Raw genomic sequence first — 23,020 nt, forward strand, 5'->3', positions numbered from 1 at the left:
GTGCGTAGCGGTTTTGCGTCCGGAATTTCGTAAAAACAAAGGTTGGAGCGTTTCCGCGAAGAACGGAAACGCTCTGGTGACCACTCAGCCGTAGAACTGCGTGCCGGTCCTGTAAGTTTTGAAATTGTCCATGTCGTGCGAGTACATCAGCTCAGCACCATGATCCTGCGCCAGCTTCTGCACCTTGCGCATCGAATTGACGCCCGCGACCGGGTCGATGTGGAAGGCGGCCTGGCACAGCGTCTCCAGGCTCTTCTGGGTGTAGGCGGCGTCGATCGTGAACAGGATCGGCTGGCGCTTGGGGAACTCGACCAGAAGACTGTAGTGGCCGATCGAATGACCCGGCGTCGAGATCAGCCTGACACCTTTCGCAAGTTCGACGTCGCCATCGATCCCCTCGAAGGTCGAATTGGCGCGCGTGGTGCCCGCCAGCAGTTGCGCCGTCGCGCCGCGCGCTTCCGCCGCCTCCGCCGAGAAGCTCAGGTCCGAATAGCCGAGATGTTCGAAGGGCTGCGGATTGCAAGCCTGCGGCACTTCCGTGCGATGGCAAATCTTCTTGGCGTGCGGGAAATATTTGTTGCCGCCGCAATGATCGAAATGGAAATGCGAATTGACGACGACGTCGATGTCCTTCGGCTCCAGCCCGAGCAGCGCCAGCGCGCCCGGAATGGTCTGGTGCTTTTCCTGGATCGGCTTTTCGAAAGGCAGCACCTTCATGACGTGGTCGTAGTCGAAGCCGGTGTCGATGAGGAAGCGGCCCTCGGCATGCTCGATCAGGATCGAATAGACCGGAAAGCGGACTTCACCGCCCGGGCCGCGGTTCCAGAACACATGATAGCCGTCGAGGACGAGCGAGCCGCCGTCGAGCAGGTAGACCTTGGTATCCGACATTCTTGCCTCCTGTTTTGGCGCGGCTCCCGCCCGCGCATCGGTTATGGTCAGCGCGCGCCGCGCTCATAGGGAATTCCGAGTGCAGCCGGCAGGCTGGCCCGCCGCCCGAACAGCACCAGCATGATCATCACCGCCAGGAACGGCAGCATCTGGATGACGTCGGTTGGGATGTTGATGCCCGCCACCTGCATGGCCGTCGTCAGCGACAGGCAGACACCGAACAGCAGAGCGCCGAACAGCACCCAGACCGGGCGACCGCGGGCCAGCATCGCCAGCACGATGCCGAGAAAACCGGCGCCGTTGGTGATGAAGGGAATGAACAACCCCGCCCCGACATTGGCAAGATAGGCGCCGCCCAGCCCGGCCAGCGCGCCTGTCGACAGCACGGCGATGGTGCGGGTCCTGATGACGTCGATGCCGGCGACATCGAGCGCTGCCGGCTTGTCGCCGGCCGCCTGCAGGTTGAGGCCGAGCTGCGTGCGCCGGTAGAGGTAGCCCATGGCGAATACCAGAGCGACAGCCAGATAGACGATCAGGTGATGTTTGAAAAAGGCCGGCCCGATCACCGGAATATCCGCCAACGTCGGAACTACGGTGGGATTCGGAGCCGGCAAACGGGGATAGCTGCGCGAGAACTGGAAGTGGTGCAGCAGCGCCGTCAGGCCTTCGAGACCGAGCGTCAGCGCGATGCCGATGACGATCTGGTTCAGGCCGATGCGCACGCACAGAAGCGCCATGACCAGCGCCACCGCGACGCCACCGGCCGCACCGGTGAGGAAGCCAAGCCACAGCGAGCCGGAATAGAAGGCGCCGACGAAACCGAAATAGGCGCCGGCCAGCATCATGCCTTCGATGCCGATGTTGAGCACACCGGCCTTTTCCGACATCTGCTCGCCAAGCCCCGCAAGCAGAAGCGGGATGGCCGCAGTGACCGCGCCGAACAGCAGCGCGCTGAGAAAGACTTCGCTGAACAGCCCGGTCATGCGTCAGGCCTTTCTCGACTGGTTGTAGCGATGGTCGACATATTCAGCGAGCGCGAGCACGATCAGCACGATCGAGACCAGCACCAACGTGAAATGATTGGGCACGCCGAGCCGCCGCGCCGCGCTCTCGCCGCCGATCGACAGCACCGAAAGCAGGAACACGAAGCCGATGGCGGCAAAGCCGTTCATGCGGGCGAGGAACACCGCCGGGATGACCGCCAGCCCGTAAGCCGGGTTCCAGTCGGCGCGGACATTGCCCTGCACGCCGATGATGTCGACGGCCCCGGCAAGACCAGCCAATCCGGCCGAAATGGCGAAGACGGCAATGGTCAGGCCGGGCACGCCGAGCCCGGCATGAATCGCTGCCCGCGGATTGGCGCCGACGATCCGCAACTTCAGCCCGAATGCCGTCCGCGTCATCACCAGATGCACGATGATGATCGCAGCCAGCCCGAACAGCAGGCCGCTGGTGATGGTGGTGTCGAACAGGCGCGGCAGCCGGTCCTCCACCGGCAGGGTGCGGGTCTGCGGCACGGTCGTGCCGGGGTCGCGGAAGAAGAGCTTGACCAGCACATTGGCAAGCGAAGTGCCGAGGAACGTCATCATCAGCGTGGTGATGATCTCGTTGACGCCCTGATAGGCGCGCAGCAGCGCCGGCACCAGCGACCAGATCATCGCGACAAGCGTGGCGATGACGAAGGCGCAGAACAAGGCGAGCCAGGCCGGCATGATGCCGACGAAGAACGGCGCGCTGGCCGCCGCCGTCACAGCGCCAAGCAGGAACTGGCCGTCGCCGCCGAGGTTCCACATGCCGGCGCGAAAGGCCACGATCAGCCCGGCGGCAAGGAACAGAAGCGGCGCCATGCGCGTCAGGGTCTGCTGGATGCCGAGCGGCGAGAACAACCCCTTCTCCAGCACGTAGCCATAATAGGCGAGCGGGTCGACGCCGACGGCAAGCAGGATGCAGCCGGCGATGACGAGCGCGGCAAGGATCGGGCCGAGCGTCATCAGCAACCGGCGCAGGATGTCACGACGCGCAGCGATGCCGCTGGTGGCGTCCAGTGCGGTGGCGCTGACGGTGGGGGCGGTGTCAATGCTCATGCGGCCAGTCCGATCATCAGGCGACCGACCCTGGTGCGGGCGTCTTCGGCATTGGTGACGGTGCCGACAAGCGCTCCGTTGGCCATGACGGCGATACGGTTGCAGATGCTGAGCAGCTCCTCGAGGTCCGTGGAGATCAGCAGCACGGCGAGGCCGCTTTGGGCCGCGTCGCGGATGCGCTGGCGCGATGCCAGCGTGTTGGCGAGATCGAGCCCGTAGGTGGGTTTGTTGAAGATCACCACCCTGGCACCTTCCGCCAGTTCGCGTGCCAGCAGCACCTTCTGGATGTTGCCGCCCGAGAGCCGCGCGACGGGCGTCTTCAGGCTCGGCGTACGCACATCGTATTCGCGCACCAGCTCGGCGGCGCGCCTGTCGATCTCGGCGCGCTGTTCGACGCCGCCGCGCCAGAACGGCGCGGCACCGACCTGCTTGAGAAAGAAGTTGATCGATACCGGGAAGGTGCCGACCGTGCCCTCGCCCAGCCGGTCGTCGGTCAGGTAGCGCAGGCCGCGCCGGCTGCGTTCGCCGACGCTCAGCGCCTCGATGGCGACACCTTCCAGCCGCACCGAGCCGCCGGTCACCAGGCGCTGGCCGGAGAGTGCCTCTGCCAGCTGTTTCTGGCCGTTGCCGTCAATGCCGGCGATGCCGAGAATTTCGCCCGGACGGATGTCGAAGGAAATCGACGACAGGCCGGGCGCATCGTCGCTCGCCGCCACCGTGAGGTCGGTGACCTGAAGCAGCGGCGCGGCTTCCGCGTGGGGCGAAGCGACGGGGCGCTCCGCCGCTTCCGGATCATCCTTCTGCTTGCCGAACATCAGCTCCACGATCTCGGAGATGATCTCCTGTTCGCCGAGCGTCCGAAAACGTTCGGGCGGGATCTCGCCGACCTTGCGGCCGAGCTTCAACACCGAGATGCGATCGCCGAAGGCTGCGGCCTCCTTCAGCTTGTGGGTGATGAAGACGATCGCCAGCCCCTGTTCGACGAGGCGGCGCATCAGCGCGCCAAGCTCTTCGATGCCTTGCGGCGTCAGCATCGAGGTGGATTCGTCGAGGATCAGCAGCCGGCTGTTGCGCACCATGGCGCGCACGATCTCGACCTGCTGCTGCTCGCCCAGTGAAAGCTCGGAAACCCTCGCATGCAGCTTGACTGCAATGCCGAGGCTCCTGCTGATCTCGGCGACACGCGCCTCGAGTTCCTCGGTTCTCGGCCGCTGCCACCAGGGGCCGCCCAGCAGGAGGTTTTCCGCCACGGTCAGCGTTGGCACCAGCATCATGTGCTGGAACACCGTCCCGATACCCAGCGCCAGAGCCTGGCGCGGCGAAGTGATCGGCATCGGCCTGCCGTCGACCAGGATGCGGCCTTCATCCGGCTGCTGCAGGCCGGACAGCATGCTTATGAGGGTGGATTTGCCTGCCCCGTTCTCGCCGAGCAGCACATGCACTTCGCCTGGACGGATCGACAGGTCGATGCCGTCATTGGCGACGATGCCGGGAAAGCGCTTGGTGACGCCTTCGAGTGTGACGATGTCGCCAGCAGGGGACGAAGAAGCATTGCTCATGAAAGCCCAGCCCTGAAAAAGGGAAATCGTCCGAAGGGGCGAACTGGTCGCCCCTTCGGCAACTGACCGGTCGCCGCCTTACTGGGCGACGCTCGTCATCAGCGCCCTGACGGCGGCGGCGTCATAGACCGGCTCGACCTTGATCTTGCCGGAGATGATGTCTTCGCGCACCGCCTGGACTTCGGACCAGACCTTGTCCGGGATCGCGGCGGTCTTCAGCAGTTTCACGGAATCGTCCTTGAGGCCGATCGTGTAGTGCTTGCTGCCGAAGGTGTCGGCCTTGAGGTCGGCGATCATCGCGGCGTAGACAGGTTCGATGTTCCACACCACCGACGACAGCAGGAAGCCCTTGTCGATTGGCGACTTGTCGCCAATGACGTCGATGAAATAGACCTTGCCGCCATCGGCAGCCTTGGTCGTCTCGACCGCCTGCAGCATGCCGAAGCTGGAACCGTTGCCCTGGCCGAAGATGATGTCGGCGCCCGAGGCGATCACGCTTTCGGCGACGCGCTTGCCGCCGGCCGCATCGCTGTAGGCGGCGGGTCCGATCACTGCATAGGTGATCTTCACATCCGGGTTCTCCGCCTTCACGCCCTGCGCGAAAGCCGCCGACTGCGAGTTCCAGGACGGCGGCTCGCCGGAGACGACGATGCCGACCGACTTCGAGCGCGACATCTTGGCGGCAAGACGGCCAGCCAGATAGGCGCCCTCATGGCCGCTCAGCGTGTAGTCGGCGACGAGGCCTTTCTCCAGACCGTTCGGCGTGTCGACGATCGCAACGGGAACCTTGGTTTCCTTGGCGATCTCGGGCGCAGAGGTGTTGTAGCCGCTGGCATGTGCGATCAACAGGCTGGCACCGTCGGCGGCAAGTTCCCGCAACGTCGGACGCACGTCGCCATAGCCGAGGCCCTGGGCCACGACCACTTCGACACCGGCGGCCTTGCCGGCTGCCTTGGCGGCATCGATGCCCTGCTGGTTCCAGCCGTAATCCGTACCCTCTTCGGGCGTCAGGATGGCTATCGACTTGACTTCGCCGGCAAACGCGCTGCCCATCAAGACACCACTAAGTATAACTGCACTTACGCTACTTTTGAGAAGCTTTAACATGTTACCCTCTTTTGTTGCCTTCCGGTTGATATTCTTATTGTCAATACGCAGAAGAGAGATAGACTTTCGGAATTGAACACATCCGGAGCCTATTCGAAGTGAAGATCCGTCATGTCCTCCCGTTAGCGCTGGCGTTCGTACCTTTTGCCAACGCGGTTGAGTTGCACCACGTCACCGTCCGCACCGGCACCGACGGACTCGCCATGGTGCCGTTGACGATCTCGAATTCCGGCAAGGACGGCCTGTCCTGCAATGCCGAGTTCGCCCACTGGTATTCGGCCGGGATCGCGACAGTCGAACCGGGCAAGAGCGCCCGTATCGAACTCTGGTTCGACGCCGCGACCGGCACCTTCACCATCCTCAACGACAAGCGCGAAAACCTGCCGGTCGAGCGCCTGTGGTGCGGCCTGTCGGCGCGCGCATATGCGACCCGCGTCCAGATAACGCTCGACCGCACCGACGCGGAAAGGGGCACGGCGCCGTGTCCTGCGGCATGGAGCAGGACAGCCTGCTCTGCCGGTAAGCGCTCATCGTGCCCTGCTCCTCAGGCATCGCCCCTATTCCTTCGCCAGGAATTTGTCGGTGAAGGTCTCATCCGCCGACAGCGGCGCCTTGAGCACGCCCTGATCGCTGAGCGTCTTCAGCGTCTCTTCCCACTGCGTCTTGCTCATCCAGCCGAGGCCGTGTTCCTTGGTTTCAGCGCTGGTGAAGGTCGAGGCGATGTCGGCGTTGATCTGCGCCAAAAGCACGTCCTTCTTGTCGGCATAGCCCGGTGCTGCCTTGGCGGTGATCTCGGCGGCTTCCTCCGGATGGGCGACGACATAGTCGAAGGCTTCGCGATAGGCCTTGACGAAACGACGCACGACGTCGGGCTTGTCCTTGATCATCTTTTCCGACGTGAACAGGCCAGAGCCGTAGGCCTTCCAGCCATGGTCCGCGCCCATCATGATGCTGAGCGAACCCGGACCACCCGCCTTGGCTTCAAGCTCGGGAACCTCGGCGTCGACATAACCGACCACCGTCTGGACGCGTCCGAGCAGCAGGTAGCTCTCATAGGGCGGCGAGACGCTGTTCAGCGTCATGTCCTTCTCGGTCAGGCCGTTGGCCGCCAGGAAGCCGCGGAAGAAGATGTAGGTCGAGCCCGCCGGATGGATGCCGATGGTCAGCCCCTTGAGGTCTTCCGGCTTGGTGAGCTTCAAGGTCTTGGCGAGCGAGATGATCGCCAGCGGCGAGCGTTGGTTGACGGCGGCGAGCGCCACCACCGGAACCTTCTGTGACCGCGCGACGGCGAGCGTGGGCAGGTCGCCAAAGCCGAAATCGGCGTTCTCGTTGCCCACCAGCCGCATGGCGTCCGGTGAACCCGAGCCCTTGCGGATCTCTGCAAGGTCGATGTCGTTCTTGGCGAAGAAGCCCTTTTCCTTGGCCACGAAGAACATGGCGTGGTTGCCGCGCACCACCCAGTCAAGCTGGACGTTGACGGTGTCGGCGGCAAGCGCTGCGCCGGAGAAGCCAAGCGCGCCGGCAAACGCTGCAAGCGTGGCCGCCTTGATGAGTGAGCGTCTCAGCATTGTTCGATCCTTCCCTGTCGTTGACCGCCCGGAACCCTAGGCGTGGCTGAATTTCGGTGCCCAAGGCACCACGATGCGTTCGAGGATCTCGGCCGCGTAATAGAAGGCGATGCCGAGAACGGAGACGAGCAGCAGCGCCGCGAAGACCAGTGCCGTGTCGAGCTGGGTCGAGGCGAACTGGATGACGTAGCCCAGCCCGTCCGAGGCGCCGGCGAATTCGCCGACGATGGCGCCGATGACGCTCAGCGTGGCGGCGATCTTGGTGCCGGCCATCAGGTTGGGCAGCGAATGCGGCACCCGGATCCGGAACAGGATCTGCGTGCGGCTGGCGCCGACCGAATTCATCAGCGACAGCAGCGAGCGGTCCACCGACTGCATGCCGGCCAGCATCGACAGCGTCACCGGGAAGAAGGCGATGACCAGGATCAGGCCGATCTTCGGCGCCAGTCCATAGCCGAACCAGAGGATGAAGATCGGCGCCAGCGCCACCTTGGGCACATTCTGGAACAGCACCACCAGCGGATAGAGCGCCCGGCCCAGCCAGTCGAAACGCACGATCACCAGCGCGATGGCGACACCGACCACGACCGAGACGACGAAGCCGAGCAATATCTCGGCCGCAGTCACCAGCGTGGCCTGCATCAGCGTCTCCCATTGCGCGACCAGCGATCGCCCGATCTCCGACGGAGCCGGGATGATGAAGGGCGAGATGGCGAAGATCCGCACGATCGCTTCCCAGACCACGACCGTGGCCAGCAGCAGAATGACGGCAGGCAGCCAGCTGCTTGTCGCAGCAGCGAAACCGGAAGCCGAGCGAGGCTCGGCGGTCATGGGTTGATCGCTCATGATGCGTCTCCCGGTTGATGGCTGGCGCGCAGCATGGTGCGCAGTTGCACGACGAGGCGCACGAACTCCGGATCCTCCGTCACCGCCAGGTCGCGCGGGTACGGCAGGCCGATGTCGATGCTGCCGGTGATGCGCCCAGGCTTGATGCCGAGCGCGTGGACATGGCGCGACAGATGGATGGCTTCGTCGATCGAATGGGTGACGAGCACGATCGTCTTGCCGGTACGCTGCCAGATCTCCAGCAGCGACTGGCCCATCGCGTCGCGGGTGATGGCATCGAGGGCGCCGAACGGCTCGTCCATCAGCAGCACTGCCGGATCGAGCGCCAGCGCCCGGGCGATGGCGACGCGCTGCCGCATGCCGCCCGACAGTTCATTCGGCCGCTTGTGGGCGGCATCGCCAAGGCCCACCAGCTCCAGCATCTCCTGCCCGCGTGCCCGAAGCTCGGCACGCGACAGCGATCTGTCGGCGATGGAAAGCAGCATGGAGGCGTTGTCTACCGCGTTCTTCCACGGCAAAAGGTTGGCATCCTGGAAGACGACGCCGATCATGCGCTTGCGCGCTGCCTCGACCGGCGAGAGTCCGCCGATCGAAACGCTGCCGCTTGTCGGCTCGACCAGCCCGGCCAGCACCTTGAGCAAGGTGCTCTTGCCGCAGCCGGAAGGACCGATCAGCGAGACGAAGGAGCCTTTCGGCACCGCAAGATCGATGTTCTGGAGCACCAGCTGGCGAGCGTAGACCACCGAGACGCCTTTGACGGAGATAAGGTCGTCATGGCGGATATGGGCCGGCTTGCCGCCGTCTGCCCGGATCGTGTCAATGCGCATGGCTTGTTCCTCCGTGCGTTCCGATCCAGCCCTTTGCTTGCATGGTGCGATCCATGGGCTACTCCCGGCCTTCCAGGATGCGCCGCACCGCGACGAGCTTGCGCGCCCGCTCGGCCTGCAGCGCCTTTGTCTGCTCGGGCGTGTAGGAGAACATGCCCTCGCCCGACTTGATGCCGAGCTTCGCGGCGCCGGTCTTCTCCAGCACCATCGGCGCGACATCGCCACGATTGGAAAGGTCGGCGTTCAGGAAGGACGAGACGGACTTGTAGATGTCGAGGCCCGCCATATCGAGCAGCGCCATCGGACCGACGACGGCGATCTTGTAGCCGATGCCCCAGGACACGCAGGTGTCGAGGTCTTCCGGCTCGATGACACCGCGCTCGACGAGATCGACCGCCTCGCGCAGCAGCGCATAAAGCACGCGGTTCTCGACAAAACCCGGGACGTCCTTCTTCACCACAACCGGCAACAGGCCGATCGAACGGATGAGTTCACGAATGGTCGCCACGGTCTGCGGCGCGGTCTTCTCGCCGCCGATCACCTCGATCATCGGAATGATGTGCGGCGGGTTGGACCAGTGCATGCCCACCATCCGCTCGGGATGCGAGATGTGCGCCTGCAGCTGGGTGATCGGGATGCCCGACGTGTCCGATGCCACGATCGTGTCCGATGGGATCAGTCCGTCGATGGCGCGATAGACCTCGGCCTTGATCGCGATGTTTTCGGGAACGTTCTCGATGACGAGGTCGGCACCGGATACCGCATCGGCGATATCGTCGGTGAAGCGCACGCTTCCGGCACCTGCCACCGGTGCCGCGATGCCCAGGGCATCGAGAACGCCCTCGGCCGTTTCCAGCATGGTGCGTGCGCGTTCGATCGCGGCCGGGGCGACATCACAGGCCGTTACCTGCAGGCCGCCCCTGGCGAGCCTTGCGGCCATGCCCGGCCCCATCGTGCCCAGACCGATGATGGCGATACGTTGGATCATCACGCTGCCCTGCTTTCCGTTACTGCTCTCGATGCCGCGATGAGGTCGGCGGCCTTCTCGGCGATCATGATCACCGCCGCATTGATGTTGCCGCAGACAAGGTCGGGCATGACGGAAGCATCCACCACGCGCAGGCCGTCAACGCCGCGGAGGCGCAGTTCCGGGTCGACGACCGATGCCGCATCGACACCCATCCGGCAGGTGCCGGCCGGATGATGCACGGTGATGGAGGTCTTGCGGATGTGCTCGTCGATCTCGTCATCGCTCTGGCATTTCGGGCCGGGAAAGAACTCGGCCTCGATGAAGGGCTGCATGGAGGGTTGAGCCGCGAGGTTCCTTGCCACCCGGAAACCGGCGCGCAGCGATTCCCAGTCCTTCGGCGAGGCGAGGAAGTTCTGATGAATCAACGGCGCGGCCGAAGGATCGGCCGAGGCCAGTTTCACGGCCCCCCGGCTTTCCGGTTGCGTCGCCACGATCCGCGTTGCGAAGCCATCGGCGAAAGGTGCCTTGAACGGCTTGAAATACGGCCATGCGGCAAGCGGGGCCGCGGTGAACAGCAACTGCACATCCGGCAGCGGCCGCTCGGGGCCGCTTTTCAGGAATGCCACGACACCACCGGGCACATCGCCCGAGAAACCGCTTCCCGTCAGATAGGTCTTGAGGAAATCGAAGCCGATCCGGTCGGCGCGCATGTTGTGCAGGAACGGCCCCGGGGTCCTGCGCCGGTACATCAGGATGACCGAAACATGATCCTGCAGGTTCTTGCCGACCGCCGGCAGGTTCACCCTTGTCTGGATGCCGTGCGCCGCGAGTTCGTCCGATGCGCCTATGCCAGACAACATCAACAGCTGCGGCGTGTTGATCACACCGCCGGAAAGCAGGACTTCCCTGCGCGCGACAACCGTCCGTTCATCACCGCGATGGCTGATCGTCACCCCGGTGGCGCGCGTGCCTTCCATGACGATCTTCGTCGCCATCGCTCCGGTCAGCACGGTTAAATTGGGCCGCGCCATGGCCGGGCGCAGATAGGCCGATGCCGTCGAGCTGCGGCGACCGTTCGAGATCGTCATCTGGAGGCGGCCGAAACCTTCCTGCCGTTCGCCATTATAGTCGTTTGTCTGCGGATAGCCCGCGTCGACGCTGGCCTGTGCGAAGGCTTCGATCAGCGTGTCCTTGTAGCGGCAGAACTGGGTGCTGAGCGGGCCATTGCCGCCCCGGAAGCGGCTTCCGCCCTTCTCCCAGCTTTCCTGCTTCTGGAAATAAGGCAGCACCTTTTCATACGACCACTCGCTGAGCCCGCTGGCGGCCCAGCGATCATAGTCTCCGCGGTTGCCCCGCACATAGGCCATGGCATTGGTCGAAGACGACCCGCCGATGACCTTGCCGCGCGCGCACTCGACACGGCGTCCGCCGACATTGTCTTCCGGTTCGCAGAAATACATCCAGTCATGGCGCCGCTCGGTCAGGATCTTGCCCCATCCGAGCGGGATGTGGATCATCGGGTCACGATCCCAGCCGCCGGCTTCGAGCAGCAGCACCGAGCATTGCGGATCGGCACTCAGCCGGTTGGCGAGCACGCAACCGGCCGATCCGGCCCCAACGATGATGTAGTCGTAGCTTTCTGCGTGCGGCATGGTTCTACTGCTTTCGCCTGACGCTCTGGCCCCGGAGAATTTCAGGATCGGGGCCCGCTACCCTGGCGGAGACCGAGCTCCTTCCAGGGAATGTTCAAAGACCTGCTGGCGCTAGACCAGGCCCTTTTCCTTGAGACGTTGCGACCAGTGATCCCATCCCCGGTCGATCTGTTTGCCGACAAGCGCGCCTGCCGTCTTCACCTCGCCGGGCGTCAGGTACTTGACCTTGCCGATCTGGAGTCCGGTCGTGAGCGCCTTGGCTTCCTGCTCGAGATAGAAAGCGCGGAACACGACCTCGCGGACAGAACTGCCGACGTTCACCACGCCATGGCGTGCCATGAGGACCACTGTCTGGTCACCGAGGCTTTCGGCTATGTCCGCGCAGACGTCGTGGCCGCCGCCGAAGAGATCGGTCTCGTCACCCTGCTTGTCGCGGATCTCATACACAGGCACAGCCTCGCCCATGAATGCCCCCATATGCGTGACCGGGCGCAGCGGCGTGTCGGTAAAGCAATAGGGGAGCACGGCCGGCGAATGGCTGTGGAGCACGCACTGAACGTCCGGCCGCGCCTTGTAGATTTCGCTGTGAATGTAGCGCTCCAGGTAGGACGGCCGATTGTCGGACGTTTCGCCGTCGAGATTGAAACGCAGGATGTCGCCGGTCGTTATCAGGCTCGGCGCGAGCTTCTGGGCGAGGAAGAAGCTTTGGGGATCCTCCGGGTCACGGGCACTGATGTGCCCGAACGTATCCAGGATGCCCTCGTTCAGAAGGATCTTGGTCGCCGTGACCAGTTCCTGGAAGACCTTCTGGCGCGTGGCGTTGCTGTCTGTCATTCTCGAATTCTCCCATTACACAGCGACCGCGATCGTTCTTGTTATTGTTGTTTTCGATCGCCAGGGTCGCGCTGTTCACCTGTTTTCGTAGATGCCGACGATCCGGTTCTGCTCGATGATGTTGCCGGCATATTTCTGGAGGAACTCCTCCCGGTTGGGCGTCCCTTCGACCTTGGTGTCGAGGGCGTACACCCAGAAATAGTAGTGATGTTCGCCATGGCCAGCGGGCGGCTGCGGTCCGTAGTACTGCATGTGCCCGGCGCCGTTGGGGCCGACGCGGAACTTTTCCTGCGCGTCGGAAAGATCGGTGGTCGACGGATCGATGCCATAGACGACCCAGTGGGTGAAGCCATTGGCCAGCGGCGCATCCGGATCGTGGCAGATGACCGCGAGTTCTTTCGCGCCTGCCGGGACGCCGCTGACGGTCAGCCTGGGCAACACGTTGCCCTTGTCGCCGGCATGCTCGTCGCGCAGCCTGCCGAGCGGATGGAAATCCGCCGAGGTGATCTTCAGGTCCTTGATGTTCAGGGGCATGCAATGTGTCCTTGTTCGGTAGAACTGGAGCAATTCCAGGAAAAGTGTGCAGCGGTTTTCCGTTCGGAATTGCGTGAAAACGCTCTAGACGGTGGCCTCGAGGTCGGCGACGGTTTTGCCGCCGACACGCTGATGCACGCGTGGCCCCGATGCGACGGCGACGCAGATCAGAAGCTCGTCCGGACGCGGGCCATCCGGCACGGAGAAGGTGACGGCATCGTAATGGGAACGGATGTAGAGCTCGTCCTTGTGGGCGAGCGGGATGTCGATGGCGGTGCCGGCAGCGGCGACCTTGCTGACCGACGAAATCCAGGCCCTGCCGCCACCCACCTGCTCGCGCAGCGGGTCGCCGAACAGCGTGGTGATGCAGGCGACGACATGTTCCTGTTCGCCGGCCGTGCCGGCGATGCCGCCCTTGCCGTAGCTGTTGACCGGCCGGTTGCCGAGCAGCGACGCGGCCCGTTCGCCGAGCGCGTGACCAATGGCCGGGCTGGGGTTCACGATATCGGAGAGGTCGGCGACGAACTTGCCTGCGAACGGGTTGCGGATGACCACGCCCACCGCGACCTTGACCAGCCTGTCGCCGGGCTCTCCGCCATCATGGCGGATCTCATGGACGGTGGAATACCAACCGCGCACCTCGTAGTGTTTCTCAACTTCTGCCGAATAGTTCATTTAAGTCTCCCGAGGAGAGCACAGCTTCCGCCGCACCGATTGATCTGTTGCCCGCCGTCCATTCGAAATCACTGCGGCCACGAGAAGACCCGGCGCAGCGGGTCGTAGCGAGCCGACTCCAGGGCGGCCGGCGTGAACATGTTGCCCTTCGAGAGCGAGCGATTGGCCGCATAGTCTCCGGAAAGGGCCTGGCAGCGATCGGTGACCGGGCGAATGCGCTTCTCCCAATCGACGAGCGCGTCTTCGACAGAAGAGCCCGTCTCCAGGTCCTGCGACAGGCTGAAGGCGTTGACCATCGCGCAACCGGCGCCCTGGGCGAGAGCCGGGCACATGGCGTGCGCGGCATCACCGACGAGCGCGACCTTGCCTCGTGTCCAGCTGTCCAGCTTCGTCGTCTCGTACTTGTCGTATCGAGCGGTTTTCAGCTTGGCCGCCTCGACCAGGCACGGCTCCAGGAAGGGGAACATCTCGACCCAGACCTCGAGGTCGATCGGCACCGCCGATCCACGCGGATCGGCGGCCGGGGCCATCAGGCCGAGATAGAGCTCGTTCTCGTTGCAGGGCGAGTAGAGGATGCGCTGGACGCGCGGCCAGAAATTCCACATGTCGATGGTGTTGTCCCACTCGCCATGACCGAGTTCCTTCTTCATGCGCGGGACGATCAGCCGGATCAGGCCGTCCTTCGATATCCAGCGATCCTGCTTGAAGCCGATCGAGTCGCGTACCTTGGAGCCGACGCCATCGGCGCCGACGATCAGGTCGGCTTCGAGGACCTCTCCGGTCTGAAGGGTCAGGCGACCGTCCGGGTCGGCGGCGACCGCCTCGGAATCGACGCGGATGTCGATGCCCAGTGCACGGGCGCGCTTGACCAGCGCATCATGCAGATGGCTGCGGGTCATGATGCGCCAGGGCAGGCCGTTGAACGTCTCCTTCGAGACGGACTTGTTGTGCATCCAGGTTTCGTAGGTCGGTGGCGTGTGCGAACCCTGGAGGACATCGTCCAGCGCCCCCAGCCCCTCGAGGACGCGGAGGCCGTTGTGCCAGAGATAGATCCCTGCGCCGAAGGCCCGCAACTCCGAGCTCTTCTCGTGCAGCCGGACGTCCCAACCGCTCTGCTTCAGCGCGATGGCAGCCGTCAGGCCGGCAAAGCCACCACCCGCAACCTCGGCACGACGCGCCTTGCCCGGAGTTTTGTTTACATTGGCCATTTTCTATCCTGATCCTGGGTACAAGAAGACGGCGTGCAGAGCCGTCAGGCGTCGATGAAATTGGTGATGGCTTTCAGCGTGATCTCGGGAGCCGTTTCGTTGACGTAATGGTCGGCGTCCGGGACGACGACGACTGGCAGGTCCGGCCGCAGCCGGCTGGTCTTTGCCAGCGCCGCCGGCGAAACCAGCTTGCTTTGTTCGCCACGGACGATCAGCACCGGCCTAGTCACATCCCGATAGGCCTGGGTCAGGTCTGCGCGCAGGCCCCTGGCGGTCTGGGCCATGGCCGAGGGCGACGCCAGCGGACGAAAGCCGCCATCGACTTTCTCATAGCCGCTTTCGGCCCTGATCCTGATGGCGTCTGCGGGAATGTTCGGGTAGCGGGCCGCCAGATATGCCTCGACCGACTTGAGGTCGTCGAAAAGCCGGCTTCCCGCGTTCACCCGGGTTTCCAGCGCGTCGAGCGCCTCGGTCTCGATGTAAGGCGTGAAGTCGATCGCGATGACCGAACGCACCAGATCCGGATAACGTGCGGCAGCGGTGACGGAGTTTCTGGCGCCGAGCGAATGTCCGACCAGGATGGCAGGTCCGTGATCGAGCGTGCGGATCAGCGCGGCGATATCATCCGCATAGTCATTGGCCTCGTAGCCGGTTTCCGGCTTGTCGCTGAGGCCATGCCCGCGCTGGTCGACCGCGATGGTCGTGAAGCGATCCGAAAGCCTGGCCATCAACGGTGCAAAGACAGCCGAATTGGAAGTGATGCCGTGGAAGAAGAGCAGCGACGGGCCGCAGCCTCCCTCGCGCACATGCAGGGCGATGCCCCCCGTCTCGATGCGTCGCGAAATCAGCTGGTCGGAGCGTATGCCTGCCGCCATGTTCTGGATCCTTTTTGTTGCGGCCCGTCTCACTCAAGAGGATCATATTAGAAAAGGCTCGTCAACCAGATTGTCAGACATTCTTGCAATCTTGATAATTGACAATCTGGCTATTCCTGCTGTCCAATGCGCGCAGCGTCGCATATGATGCGTCCGATCGTGACCCCGAGCCCAAGAGACGTCATCAATGCCGGCAGATCTGAATTTGCGGATTTCCCCACGGACGGTGCAACAGGAGACTGTCGACAAGTTGCGGCTCGCCATCCTGTCCGGACTGTTCCAGCCGGGAAGCCGCCTGATCGAAAGCCAGCTGTGCGCCCAGCTCGGTATCAGCCGTCCTTCATTGAGGGAGGCGTTGCGCAGTCTCGAGGCCGAACGGCTGATCGAGATCGTGCCCAACCGCGGACCGGCAGTGCCCGCGCTTTCATGGGAAGAGGCAACCGCCATCTACGAAGTCCGGGAGCTTCTGGAAGTCGAGGCGGCGGGACGATGCGCATCACGAATTGCCACCGAACAATTGCAGGAACTCGAGAGGTCGCTTCTAGCCTTCGAGGAGGCCGCGGCCAGCCATGACAGCCTGGCGCAGGTCACGACCGCCGCGGACTTCTATTCGATCATACTCGCCAATTGCGGCAACCCGATCCTGGAGGAAGTCCATCGTGGCCTTGTGGCCAGGATCAGCTTCTTTCGAGGACGGTCGATGTCCCTGGAAGGCAGGGCGCAGAGCAGCCTGGCGGAGATGCGGGAGATCTACGAATCCATCGCCGCAGGCGACGAGAAAGCCGCCCGCAAGGCTTCGAAGAAGCATCTTCTGAAGGCGAAGGCGGCGGCGAAGATATCGATGGACAGCGTGAGCTGAATTTCCCCGGAAGGTCCCTTCCGAGGTCTCGGAATCCCTGACCACCTTTCGGTATCCGCAGAACGCAGATCAACGTGCCGGGGCTTGACCGCACCGGTGCGGTCAATGCCGGTTGTCGAAGCCGGCCCACGCAAGACGGGGTGCTGATGACCAGGGCGACTGCAAGCGAACGGAATGCCGATGTCGTTGTCGTCGGAGGCGGTTCCGCCGGCACATTGCTTGCTTCGCGGCTGAGCGAGGATGCGACCCGCCGCGTCCTGCTGATCGAGGCCGGCGAAGAGGAGAATGACCCCGACATCCGCAATCCGGCAGCATGGCCGGCACTGCAGGGCCGCAGCTACGATTGGGACTATCGCACCAAACCGCAGGCCGGAACCGCGGGACGAGTGCACCGCTGGGCGCGGGGCCGGCTGATCGGTGGTTCCAGCTGCCTGCACGCCATGGGCTACATGCGCGGCCATCCCGCCGACTTCCAGGCATGGGTCGACGCCACCGGGGATCGCCGGTGGGGCTGGGACGAATTGCTGCCGGCGTTCCAGGCCCTCGAGGATCATCCGCTCGGCGGCAACGGCCTCTATGGCAAGGGCGGGCCGATGCCCGTTCATCTGCCGTCGGACGAAGTCAGTCCGGTCGCGCGTGCCTTTATCGAAGCCGGCGCTTCGCTGGGCCTGCCGCGCCTTGAAGGTCACAACAGCGAACAGATGATCGGTGTCACGCCCAACTCGTTGAACATTCGCGACGGGCGCCGGGTCACGGTGGCTGACGCCTGGCTGACCGCGGCTGTCCGCAGCCGCGCCAACCTGACGATCCTGACGGGATCGCAGGTGCGGCGGCTCACCATGGCCGGCAATCGGGTACGCGGCCTCGAGATCGTGCAGAGACAGGGCAACCTCGAGACGATCCTGGCGGACCGGGTTGTGTTGTGCGCCGGCGCGCTGGAAAGCCCGGCCCTGCTGATGCGCTCCGGCATCGGTCCGCTCGACACACTCTCCGCGGCCAAAGTCGAGTGCCTGATCGATGTGCCGGAGATCGGCCGCAACCTCCAGGACCACCTGCTGGGCGCCGGAAACCTCTACGCGGCCCGCAAGCCCGTTGCGCCGTCACGCCTCCAGCATTCGGAATCGATGGCCTACATGCGGGCCGGCGACTTCACCGCTGGCGGACAGCCTGAAATCGTCGTCGGCTGCGGTGTCGCGCCGATCGTATCGGAATGCTTCCAGGCCCCTGCCGCCGGTACGGCCTATTCGCTGCTGTTCGGCATCACCCACCCGACCAGCCGCGGCAGCCTGCGCATCAGCGGGCCGGAACTGGGCGACCGGCTGATCATAGACCCCGCCTATCTGCAGACCGAGCGGGATCGCACCCTGTTCCGCCGGGCGCTCGCAGCGGCAAGAGAGATCGGCCACCATGACGAACTCGCCGGGTGGCGCGAGCGCGAACTTCTGCCCGGCCCCCTGAACAGTGCCGCCGACATCGACGATTTCATCGCGCAGGCGGTCATCACCCACCATCATCCCTGCGGTACCTGCCGGATGGGCAAGGACACCGATGCCGTCGTCGATGCGGACCTGCGGCTCAAGGCGCTCGACAATCTCTTCGTCGTCGACGCTTCGGTCATGCCCAGCCTCACGGCCGGGCCGATCCACGCCGCCGTGCTGGCGATCGCCGAGACTTTCGCGCGCAGGATCAACGCGGCTTGAACTATGGACGTTTCCTGCGCGAGGCCAGGTTCTCCCGCATCGTTTCCAGCCAGCCGGCGATCCGGCCGAACGCCTGGCCTCCCGCGCCAAGCAGTTCCGCCAGCTCTCCCTCCGCCTTCTCGCGCCAGGCAGATTCCTGATCCGGCAGCGGCGGCAGGATGTGCGCGAAATAGGTCTTGTCCAACAGACGGTGCAGCAGCCGCTCGCCCGGAAACGGCTCATTATTGTTGAGCGCCCGCGCGGCCTTGAGGAGCGTGCGGATGTCGTATTGGACCTGCCGGATTCCCGGGACGGAAAAGCCAACAAGAGATGCCTCAGGTTGACATTCTACCTACTAGTTGGTAGGTGAAACTATGGATCATCCACAAACCAAGGCCGATGAAATTCTGCGCTGCGCGCGCGCCCTCATCATCCAGGGCGGCTACAACAGTTTCAGCTATGCCGACATCTCCAGCGTGGTCGGCATCCGCAATGCAAGCATCCACCACCATTTCCCCAGCAAATCGGACCTGGTCCGCGAGCTGGTTGCGCAGTACCGCGAGGAGGCTGCGGCTGGCCTTGCCGAACTGGAACGAAATGTCTCCGATCCGCTCGAACAGCTTCGCGCCTATGTCGGCTACTGGGAGAGCTGTATCGCTGAGGCGACCCATCCCTTCTGCGTCTGCGCCTTGCTCGCCGGGGAGATTCCGGTTCTGCCCGAAGCCGTCGTCTTCGAAGTGCGCGCGCATTTTCGAGGTCTCTCGGACTGGCTCACCGCCGTCCTGGAGCGCGGCGCCGCACAGGGCCACCTGACCCTGACGGGCACGGCCCAGACCGATGCCGAACTGTTCATGGCGACCGTGCATGGCGCGATGCTTTCGGCACGCGCCTATGGGGATGCTACGGCTTTCGGCGCCATAACCCGCCCCCTGCTAAGCCGCATCGCAGCTTGAGACTCCAGACACGACCAAGGAGATCAACGCATGTCCAGAATACCTACCAACTAGTAGATAGTTCAATCAGAGGTAACCTCTCATGTTCGGAATTTCCCCGCTTGGCTGGGTCCACACACTCGGCAGCCTGCCGGCCATCCCGGTAGCGCTCTACATGTTTGCCCGTCATGGTCGTATCGTTCCCCGGTCCGTGCCGGGATCGATCTACTTCGTTTCCATGCTTGTCGGCGCCGCGACGGCCTTCCTCGTCGCGCACCAGCCGATCAGCTACGTCATCGGCGGCCTGACCCTGCTGTTCCTGCTTGCCGGCTACGGGATCGAACGCATCGTGGGTCCAACGCGCCTGGCCCGGTATGTCGAAACCATATGCCTCAGCGTGAGCGCGTTTCTTCTGATGCTGCCGACCATAACCGAGGTCCTGCGTCGCGTTCCGGACGGCCATCCCTTCGTGACCGACCTGAAGTCGCCGCTGCTGCTCGGCGCCCAGGGCGGGCTGCTGGTCATCCTCGTATTTGGTCTGGCAGCCCAGATCATCCACCTGGCCAGGCAAGGCAGAACGACCGTGAACCACAATTAGGCCAGCCATCCCCAGGAGCCGGCCTGCCGTCGGCAGCCTTTCTGCCAGCACGCCCTGCAGCATCATGGCCGCAGGGCATGCTGGCGGGCAGATGACAGAGCTTCCTATTCGTCCGCCCAGCCTCTGCCCTTCTCGCGCTTGCGGCTGCGATAGTCCTTGTTGAGACGGACCCATTTGCGCCGCTCCTCCCCCTGCGCCACAGGATCGTCCCGGCGGTCGAGATATGCCTGCTCGCGCTGCAGCTTGCCGTAGCTCAGCCAGCGGTCCTCGGGCAGGCTGCCGTCCCGCAGGGCCGCTTCGATGGCACAGCCCGGCTCGCCGCCATGGCTGCAATCGCGGAACCGGCATCGGCTCGCCAGTTCTTCGACATCCGCAAAAGTTGCGGACAAGCCGGCACCCGTATCCCACAACCCGAGCTCGCGCATGCCGGGCGTATCGAGCACCAGCCCTCCCCCGGGCAGCAGCACGAGCTCGCGATGGGTGGTGGTATGCCTTCCGCGCGCATCATCCTCGCGAATGGCCTGCGTCGCCATGAGAGCCTGCCCGGCAAGCGCGTTGAGCAGGGTCGACTTGCCGACGCCGGAACTGCCGAGCAACACCGCCGTTCGCCCCGGCAGGATCAGCCGGCGTACGGCATCGAGCCCCTGCCCCGTCAGCGATGACATGGCGATCACCTCGGCCCCCAGAGCCACGGACCCGGCGGCGGCGATGGGACCGGAAGGATCGTCGCAGGCGTCCGCCTTGGTCAGGACGATCACCGGCGTGGCACCGCTCTCCCGGGTCACTGCCAGGTAGCGCTCGAGCCGCCGCGGATTGAAGTCGGCGTTCAACGAAGCGACGAGCAGCGCCACATCGACATTGGCGGCAATGACCTGAGCGGTCTCGCCGGTACCGGCCGCCTTGCGCCGGAAGCAGGTGGCGCGCGGCAGCAGATGGTGGATCGTCGCGGCACCTTCGTCAGGACGCGCGGCGGCCGCCACCCAGTCACCGGCGACGGGATGTTCCATGTCGCCCGCCGTGTAGGCAAAGCGGCCGGCAAGGCCGGCGTTCAATTCGCCGAAGGGTGTGATCAGCCGGTAGAGGCCGCGCTGCTGAACGATGACGCGGCCAGGGACGAGACCCGACGCGGCATACGGCAGGAATGCATTTTGGAGCGTTTCGCTCCAGCCATAAGTTTCTAGCACTTGGAAAATCTTTCGGTCGGAATGCCATATCAGGCGCCGGCCGAGAGCTGATCAAACCCCTGTGGTCAGGGCAGCCGAACGGCGGCGCAGCGGAGCGCGTTGGCGACAAGCACAATCATGTAGCAACTCCTTTTCTGCTCGCGTTGCGGTTCAGTCCGGAAGTGAACCTATACCAGAGGGCGTCGTCCTCGCAATATCGCGCGGTATCCATTTTGCGCCCTGACGATGGCGCGAGACTCACGTGCCGTCGGCAGACCCATCCTGACCCTGCTCGCCGTTTGCAGCTGATCGAAAACGCTCGCTGGTGTCGGTTCAGTTTGAGCTCGAGCGATCGTTCGCCGAGAGCCACGAGACTAACGCTCCCGCCACGAGCCCGAGCCCCGCCCCAATCACGATCGCGAAAGGCCCCATCGCGGGCGCGAAGAGAATGCCAACACCAGCTCCCAGGATCATCCCGCCAGCAGAAGCCATCCGCGGTCCTTCCGAAACCAAACCCTGTTTACCAGACGATGCACATCCAGACATCGCAAATCGCCACGGAGGTTGTTGCTGCAGGCGTCATTGAGATTGCCCGGTCTCCGAAGCTTTCGGCTTGCGAGATATTCCCGCGTCGAACGTCAGGAAGCTCAACGCAGCCATGATCCAGACTCCAATCCCGCCATAGAGCGCCACCCATCCGAAGCCGGTTGCCAGAGCTTCATGTACGATCGGGTCCGTCAGACCTGGGATCGAAGCGCTGTCGCCGCCGGAAATTCTCTCGGCGAGCGGCCGGATCTGGCTGGCATCCAGTTCGGGCAACGCTCGCCTGAGATAAGCTGCGACGCCGCTCGCCAGGATGAAGCCCATGATCGCGATATTAACCGCGAGCGAGACCATGCGCGCACTCATGTCTATGCCCGACGCCATCCCTGCCCGGTCGCTGGAGACCGAGCCCGTCGTGGTGTTGGTAACAGGCGTGTTGGCGATGCCGAGGCCGATACCGGCGGCCAGGCATCCGGGCAGCATCGTCAGCCAGTTCGGATGCGCCGACACGATGCCGAACCTCATCAGGAAAAAACCGACGCCAATCGTGAACAGGCCGGCCGGGATAACCAGGCCAGGCTGGTAGCGAAGCGACAGGCGCTCCGCGAAAGGCGGCATGACCAATGTCGGCACCGTGTAGGCAAGCAGGGCGAGGCCGGCCGTGACGCTGTCATAGCCGAGACCGGCCTGCATCCAGATCGGCAGATAGATCATGAACGGCCAGAAGCTGATGTTCATCGCCGCCGAACCGATGATCGCACCGGAGAAAGGGCGAATACCGAACACCGAGAAGTCGAACATTGGACGTGCGCTGACCTTCTCGACAATGACGAATGCGATGAGGCTCGCCACCGACACGCTGAGGATCACAAGGCCAGTGGTGCCGGTGAAACCGAGATCCGGCCCCTGCGTGATGTAGAAGGCGATGCAGAAGACCCCCGTCGACAGCGTGAGGATGCCTGCGATGTCGAGCCTGCCCGCCAGCGGATCTTTCGACTCATCGACGCCAGTCAGCGTCAGCAGGAAGGCGATCAGCGCCAACAGCACATGGATCAGGAACACCCACTCCCAGCTCGATACGGCGACGATGCCGCCGCCGATGATCGGTCCGAAGCCCAGTCCGATGCCGAAGATGACGCCCCACCAGCCCCAGGCGATGGCGCGCTCCCGACCCTGCTGAAACGCGTGCGAGAGCACCGCTATCTGACAGATCAGCAGCGCCCCGCCGCTCATGCCCTGGAGAAACCGCGCCACGATGAGGGTCCGGACATCTGCGGCAACACCGCAGATCAACGATGCGATGCCGAAGACAGCGATGGATATGAGAAAGACGCGCTTGCGCCCATAACGATCCGCCAGCGCGCCGACCGCCATCAGCACCGTCGTGACCGCGAGCGTGTAGGCGTTCATCACCCACTGCAACTGCTTGAAATCCGCGTGCAGCACCTTTTCCAGCGTCGGCAGGATCGTCGGGACGCTGGAGATCTCCAGTCCGAACATCAGGCAGGCGAGACAGACGGCGGACAGGACGACGACGCCTCGGCGGGTCAGGGCATTTGGCATGGTCAGCCTTTCGATAGATTGGGGCGGCGGCCAACGGCCCAGGATTGCAGGAA

The 23,020-nt window shown here is 64.0% G+C and carries 22 protein-coding genes and 1 pseudogene; 4 read left to right on the forward strand and 19 right to left on the reverse strand.

Annotated elements, in window-relative coordinates; genetic code table 11:
• Positions 1 to 84 precede the first annotated feature (84 nt).
• From C1M53_RS04550 to C1M53_RS04625, 16 genes are all read right to left on the reverse strand, one after another.
• Entirely contained in the window at positions 85 to 891 is an 807-nt protein-coding gene (locus tag C1M53_RS04550; protein ID WP_129411156.1) for a 4-pyridoxolactonase, read from the reverse strand.
• Positions 892 to 938: 47 nt separating this feature from the next.
• Positions 939 to 1,874: an ABC transporter permease gene (locus C1M53_RS04555; RefSeq protein ID WP_129411157.1), complete on the reverse strand. Its 936-nt coding sequence runs from the start codon at positions 1,872 to 1,874 to the stop codon at positions 939 to 941.
• A 3-nt stretch (positions 1,875 to 1,877) separates the two neighbouring features.
• Positions 1,878 to 2,975, reverse strand: coding sequence for an ABC transporter permease (locus tag C1M53_RS04560; RefSeq protein WP_129411158.1), 1,098 nt, complete (start codon positions 2,973 to 2,975; stop codon positions 1,878 to 1,880).
• Positions 2,972 to 4,534 carry an ABC transporter ATP-binding protein gene (locus tag C1M53_RS04565; protein WP_129411159.1) on the reverse strand — a complete coding sequence of 521 codons (1,563 nt, stop codon included), beginning with the start codon at positions 4,532 to 4,534 and terminating at the stop codon, positions 2,972 to 2,974. The genes C1M53_RS04560 and C1M53_RS04565 overlap by 4 nt, the downstream gene beginning before the upstream one ends.
• A gap of 78 nt (positions 4,535 to 4,612) precedes the next feature.
• Positions 4,613 to 5,587, reverse strand: coding sequence for a BMP family protein (locus C1M53_RS04570; protein ID WP_245488447.1), 975 nt, complete (start codon positions 5,585 to 5,587; stop codon positions 4,613 to 4,615).
• A gap of 163 nt (positions 5,588 to 5,750) precedes the next feature.
• The gene (locus tag C1M53_RS31600) at positions 5,751 to 6,116 is read right to left on the reverse strand and encodes a hypothetical protein (RefSeq protein ID WP_165358043.1); all 366 of its coding nucleotides are present in this window, start codon (positions 6,114 to 6,116) and stop codon (positions 5,751 to 5,753) included.
• Positions 6,117 to 6,198: 82 nt separating this feature from the next.
• Positions 6,199 to 7,209 (reverse strand): ABC transporter substrate-binding protein, encoded by a 1,011-nt coding sequence (locus tag C1M53_RS04580; protein WP_129411161.1) that lies wholly within the window; start codon positions 7,207 to 7,209, stop codon positions 6,199 to 6,201.
• Between the two features lie 36 nt (positions 7,210 to 7,245).
• Positions 7,246 to 8,055: an ABC transporter permease gene (locus tag C1M53_RS04585; RefSeq protein ID WP_129411162.1), complete on the reverse strand. Its 810-nt coding sequence runs from the start codon at positions 8,053 to 8,055 to the stop codon at positions 7,246 to 7,248.
• The gene (locus tag C1M53_RS04590; protein ID WP_129411163.1) at positions 8,052 to 8,882 is read right to left on the reverse strand and encodes an ABC transporter ATP-binding protein; all 831 of its coding nucleotides are present in this window, start codon (positions 8,880 to 8,882) and stop codon (positions 8,052 to 8,054) included. Before C1M53_RS04590 ends, C1M53_RS04585 begins: the two co-directional genes overlap by 4 nt.
• A gap of 58 nt (positions 8,883 to 8,940) precedes the next feature.
• Complete coding sequence (fhmpcd1, locus tag C1M53_RS04595) at positions 8,941 to 9,870, reverse strand: 5-formyl-3-hydroxy-2-methylpyridine 4-carboxylate 5-dehydrogenase (protein WP_129416022.1); 930 nt, start codon at positions 9,868 to 9,870, stop codon at positions 8,941 to 8,943.
• Positions 9,870 to 11,504: a choline dehydrogenase gene (locus tag C1M53_RS04600; RefSeq protein WP_129411164.1), complete on the reverse strand. Its 1,635-nt coding sequence runs from the start codon at positions 11,502 to 11,504 to the stop codon at positions 9,870 to 9,872. Before C1M53_RS04600 ends, fhmpcd1 begins: the two co-directional genes overlap by 1 nt.
• 111 nt (positions 11,505 to 11,615) lie before the next feature.
• The gene (locus tag C1M53_RS04605) at positions 11,616 to 12,338 is read right to left on the reverse strand and encodes a class II aldolase/adducin family protein (protein ID WP_129411165.1); all 723 of its coding nucleotides are present in this window, start codon (positions 12,336 to 12,338) and stop codon (positions 11,616 to 11,618) included.
• Between the two features lie 75 nt (positions 12,339 to 12,413).
• The gene (locus tag C1M53_RS04610) at positions 12,414 to 12,872 is read right to left on the reverse strand and encodes a YbhB/YbcL family Raf kinase inhibitor-like protein (RefSeq protein ID WP_129411166.1); all 459 of its coding nucleotides are present in this window, start codon (positions 12,870 to 12,872) and stop codon (positions 12,414 to 12,416) included.
• A gap of 84 nt (positions 12,873 to 12,956) precedes the next feature.
• Positions 12,957 to 13,547, reverse strand: a complete 591-nt coding sequence (locus tag C1M53_RS04615) for an amino acid synthesis family protein (RefSeq protein ID WP_129411167.1) — start codon at positions 13,545 to 13,547, stop codon at positions 12,957 to 12,959.
• 68 nt (positions 13,548 to 13,615) lie between these two features.
• Entirely contained in the window at positions 13,616 to 14,755 is a 1,140-nt protein-coding gene (locus C1M53_RS04620) for an NAD(P)/FAD-dependent oxidoreductase (protein ID WP_129411168.1), read from the reverse strand.
• Between the two features lie 44 nt (positions 14,756 to 14,799).
• Complete coding sequence (locus C1M53_RS04625; RefSeq protein WP_129411169.1) at positions 14,800 to 15,630, reverse strand: alpha/beta hydrolase; 831 nt, start codon at positions 15,628 to 15,630, stop codon at positions 14,800 to 14,802.
• 187 nt (positions 15,631 to 15,817) lie between these two features.
• Between C1M53_RS04625 and C1M53_RS04630 the strand changes: the two genes are divergently transcribed.
• Both C1M53_RS04630 and C1M53_RS04635 read left to right on the forward strand, forming a co-directional pair.
• The gene (locus C1M53_RS04630; RefSeq protein WP_129411170.1) at positions 15,818 to 16,489 is read left to right on the forward strand and encodes a GntR family transcriptional regulator; all 672 of its coding nucleotides are present in this window, start codon (positions 15,818 to 15,820) and stop codon (positions 16,487 to 16,489) included.
• A gap of 146 nt (positions 16,490 to 16,635) precedes the next feature.
• Positions 16,636 to 18,189: a GMC family oxidoreductase gene (locus C1M53_RS04635; protein ID WP_129411171.1), complete on the forward strand. Its 1,554-nt coding sequence runs from the start codon at positions 16,636 to 16,638 to the stop codon at positions 18,187 to 18,189.
• A 1-nt stretch (position 18,190) separates the two neighbouring features.
• On the opposite strand, the pseudogene C1M53_RS04640 reads toward C1M53_RS04635, so the two are convergent.
• Positions 18,191 to 18,481, reverse strand: a pseudogene (locus tag C1M53_RS04640) (oleate hydratase); the annotation flags it as partial.
• 61 nt (positions 18,482 to 18,542) lie between these two features.
• On the opposite strand from C1M53_RS04640, the gene C1M53_RS04645 reads away from it, so the two are divergent.
• Both C1M53_RS04645 and C1M53_RS04650 read left to right on the forward strand, forming a co-directional pair.
• Positions 18,543 to 19,121, forward strand: coding sequence for a TetR/AcrR family transcriptional regulator (locus C1M53_RS04645; protein ID WP_129411172.1), 579 nt, complete (start codon positions 18,543 to 18,545; stop codon positions 19,119 to 19,121).
• 82 nt (positions 19,122 to 19,203) lie between these two features.
• Positions 19,204 to 19,698, forward strand: a complete 495-nt coding sequence (locus C1M53_RS04650) for a hypothetical protein (protein WP_129411173.1) — start codon at positions 19,204 to 19,206, stop codon at positions 19,696 to 19,698.
• A gap of 104 nt (positions 19,699 to 19,802) precedes the next feature.
• Here C1M53_RS04650 and rsgA read toward each other — a convergent pair whose 3' ends face one another.
• Both rsgA and C1M53_RS04660 read right to left on the reverse strand, forming a co-directional pair.
• Positions 19,803 to 20,882: a ribosome small subunit-dependent GTPase A gene (gene rsgA, locus C1M53_RS04655; protein WP_129411174.1), complete on the reverse strand. Its 1,080-nt coding sequence runs from the start codon at positions 20,880 to 20,882 to the stop codon at positions 19,803 to 19,805.
• 558 nt (positions 20,883 to 21,440) lie between these two features.
• Complete coding sequence (locus C1M53_RS04660) at positions 21,441 to 22,967, reverse strand: MFS transporter (RefSeq protein ID WP_129411175.1); 1,527 nt, start codon at positions 22,965 to 22,967, stop codon at positions 21,441 to 21,443.
• Positions 22,968 to 23,020 lie beyond the last annotated feature (53 nt).

Source organism: Mesorhizobium sp. Pch-S (assembly GCF_004136315.1).
Lineage (GTDB): Bacteria > Pseudomonadota > Alphaproteobacteria > Rhizobiales > Rhizobiaceae > Mesorhizobium.

Coding starts and splice junctions, on each gene's coding strand:
- C1M53_RS04550 (WP_129411156.1), bottom strand. CDS start 891: ATGTCGGATACCAAGGTCTACCTGCTCGACGGCGGCTCGCTCGTCCTC.
- C1M53_RS04555 (WP_129411157.1), bottom strand. CDS start 1,874: ATGACCGGGCTGTTCAGCGAAGTCTTTCTCAGCGCGCTGCTGTTCGGC.
- C1M53_RS04560 (WP_129411158.1), bottom strand. CDS start 2,975: ATGAGCATTGACACCGCCCCCACCGTCAGCGCCACCGCACTGGACGCC.
- C1M53_RS04565 (WP_129411159.1), bottom strand. CDS start 4,534: ATGAGCAATGCTTCTTCGTCCCCTGCTGGCGACATCGTCACACTCGAA.
- C1M53_RS04570 (WP_245488447.1), bottom strand. CDS start 5,587: ATGGGCAGCGCGTTTGCCGGCGAAGTCAAGTCGATAGCCATCCTGACG.
- C1M53_RS04580 (WP_129411161.1), bottom strand. CDS start 7,209: ATGCTGAGACGCTCACTCATCAAGGCGGCCACGCTTGCAGCGTTTGCC.
- C1M53_RS04585 (WP_129411162.1), bottom strand. CDS start 8,055: ATGAGCGATCAACCCATGACCGCCGAGCCTCGCTCGGCTTCCGGTTTC.
- C1M53_RS04590 (WP_129411163.1), bottom strand. CDS start 8,882: ATGCGCATTGACACGATCCGGGCAGACGGCGGCAAGCCGGCCCATATC.
- fhmpcd1 (WP_129416022.1), bottom strand. CDS start 9,870: ATGATCCAACGTATCGCCATCATCGGTCTGGGCACGATGGGGCCGGGC.
- C1M53_RS04600 (WP_129411164.1), bottom strand. CDS start 11,504: ATGCCGCACGCAGAAAGCTACGACTACATCATCGTTGGGGCCGGATCG.
- C1M53_RS04605 (WP_129411165.1), bottom strand. CDS start 12,338: ATGACAGACAGCAACGCCACGCGCCAGAAGGTCTTCCAGGAACTGGTC.
- C1M53_RS04610 (WP_129411166.1), bottom strand. CDS start 12,872: ATGCCCCTGAACATCAAGGACCTGAAGATCACCTCGGCGGATTTCCAT.
- C1M53_RS04615 (WP_129411167.1), bottom strand. CDS start 13,547: ATGAACTATTCGGCAGAAGTTGAGAAACACTACGAGGTGCGCGGTTGG.
- C1M53_RS04620 (WP_129411168.1), bottom strand. CDS start 14,755: ATGGCCAATGTAAACAAAACTCCGGGCAAGGCGCGTCGTGCCGAGGTT.
- C1M53_RS04625 (WP_129411169.1), bottom strand. CDS start 15,630: ATGGCGGCAGGCATACGCTCCGACCAGCTGATTTCGCGACGCATCGAG.
- C1M53_RS04630 (WP_129411170.1), top strand. CDS start 15,818: ATGCCGGCAGATCTGAATTTGCGGATTTCCCCACGGACGGTGCAACAG.
- C1M53_RS04635 (WP_129411171.1), top strand. CDS start 16,636: ATGACCAGGGCGACTGCAAGCGAACGGAATGCCGATGTCGTTGTCGTC.
- C1M53_RS04645 (WP_129411172.1), top strand. CDS start 18,543: ATGGATCATCCACAAACCAAGGCCGATGAAATTCTGCGCTGCGCGCGC.
- C1M53_RS04650 (WP_129411173.1), top strand. CDS start 19,204: ATGTTCGGAATTTCCCCGCTTGGCTGGGTCCACACACTCGGCAGCCTG.
- C1M53_RS04660 (WP_129411175.1), bottom strand. CDS start 22,967: ATGCCAAATGCCCTGACCCGCCGAGGCGTCGTCGTCCTGTCCGCCGTC.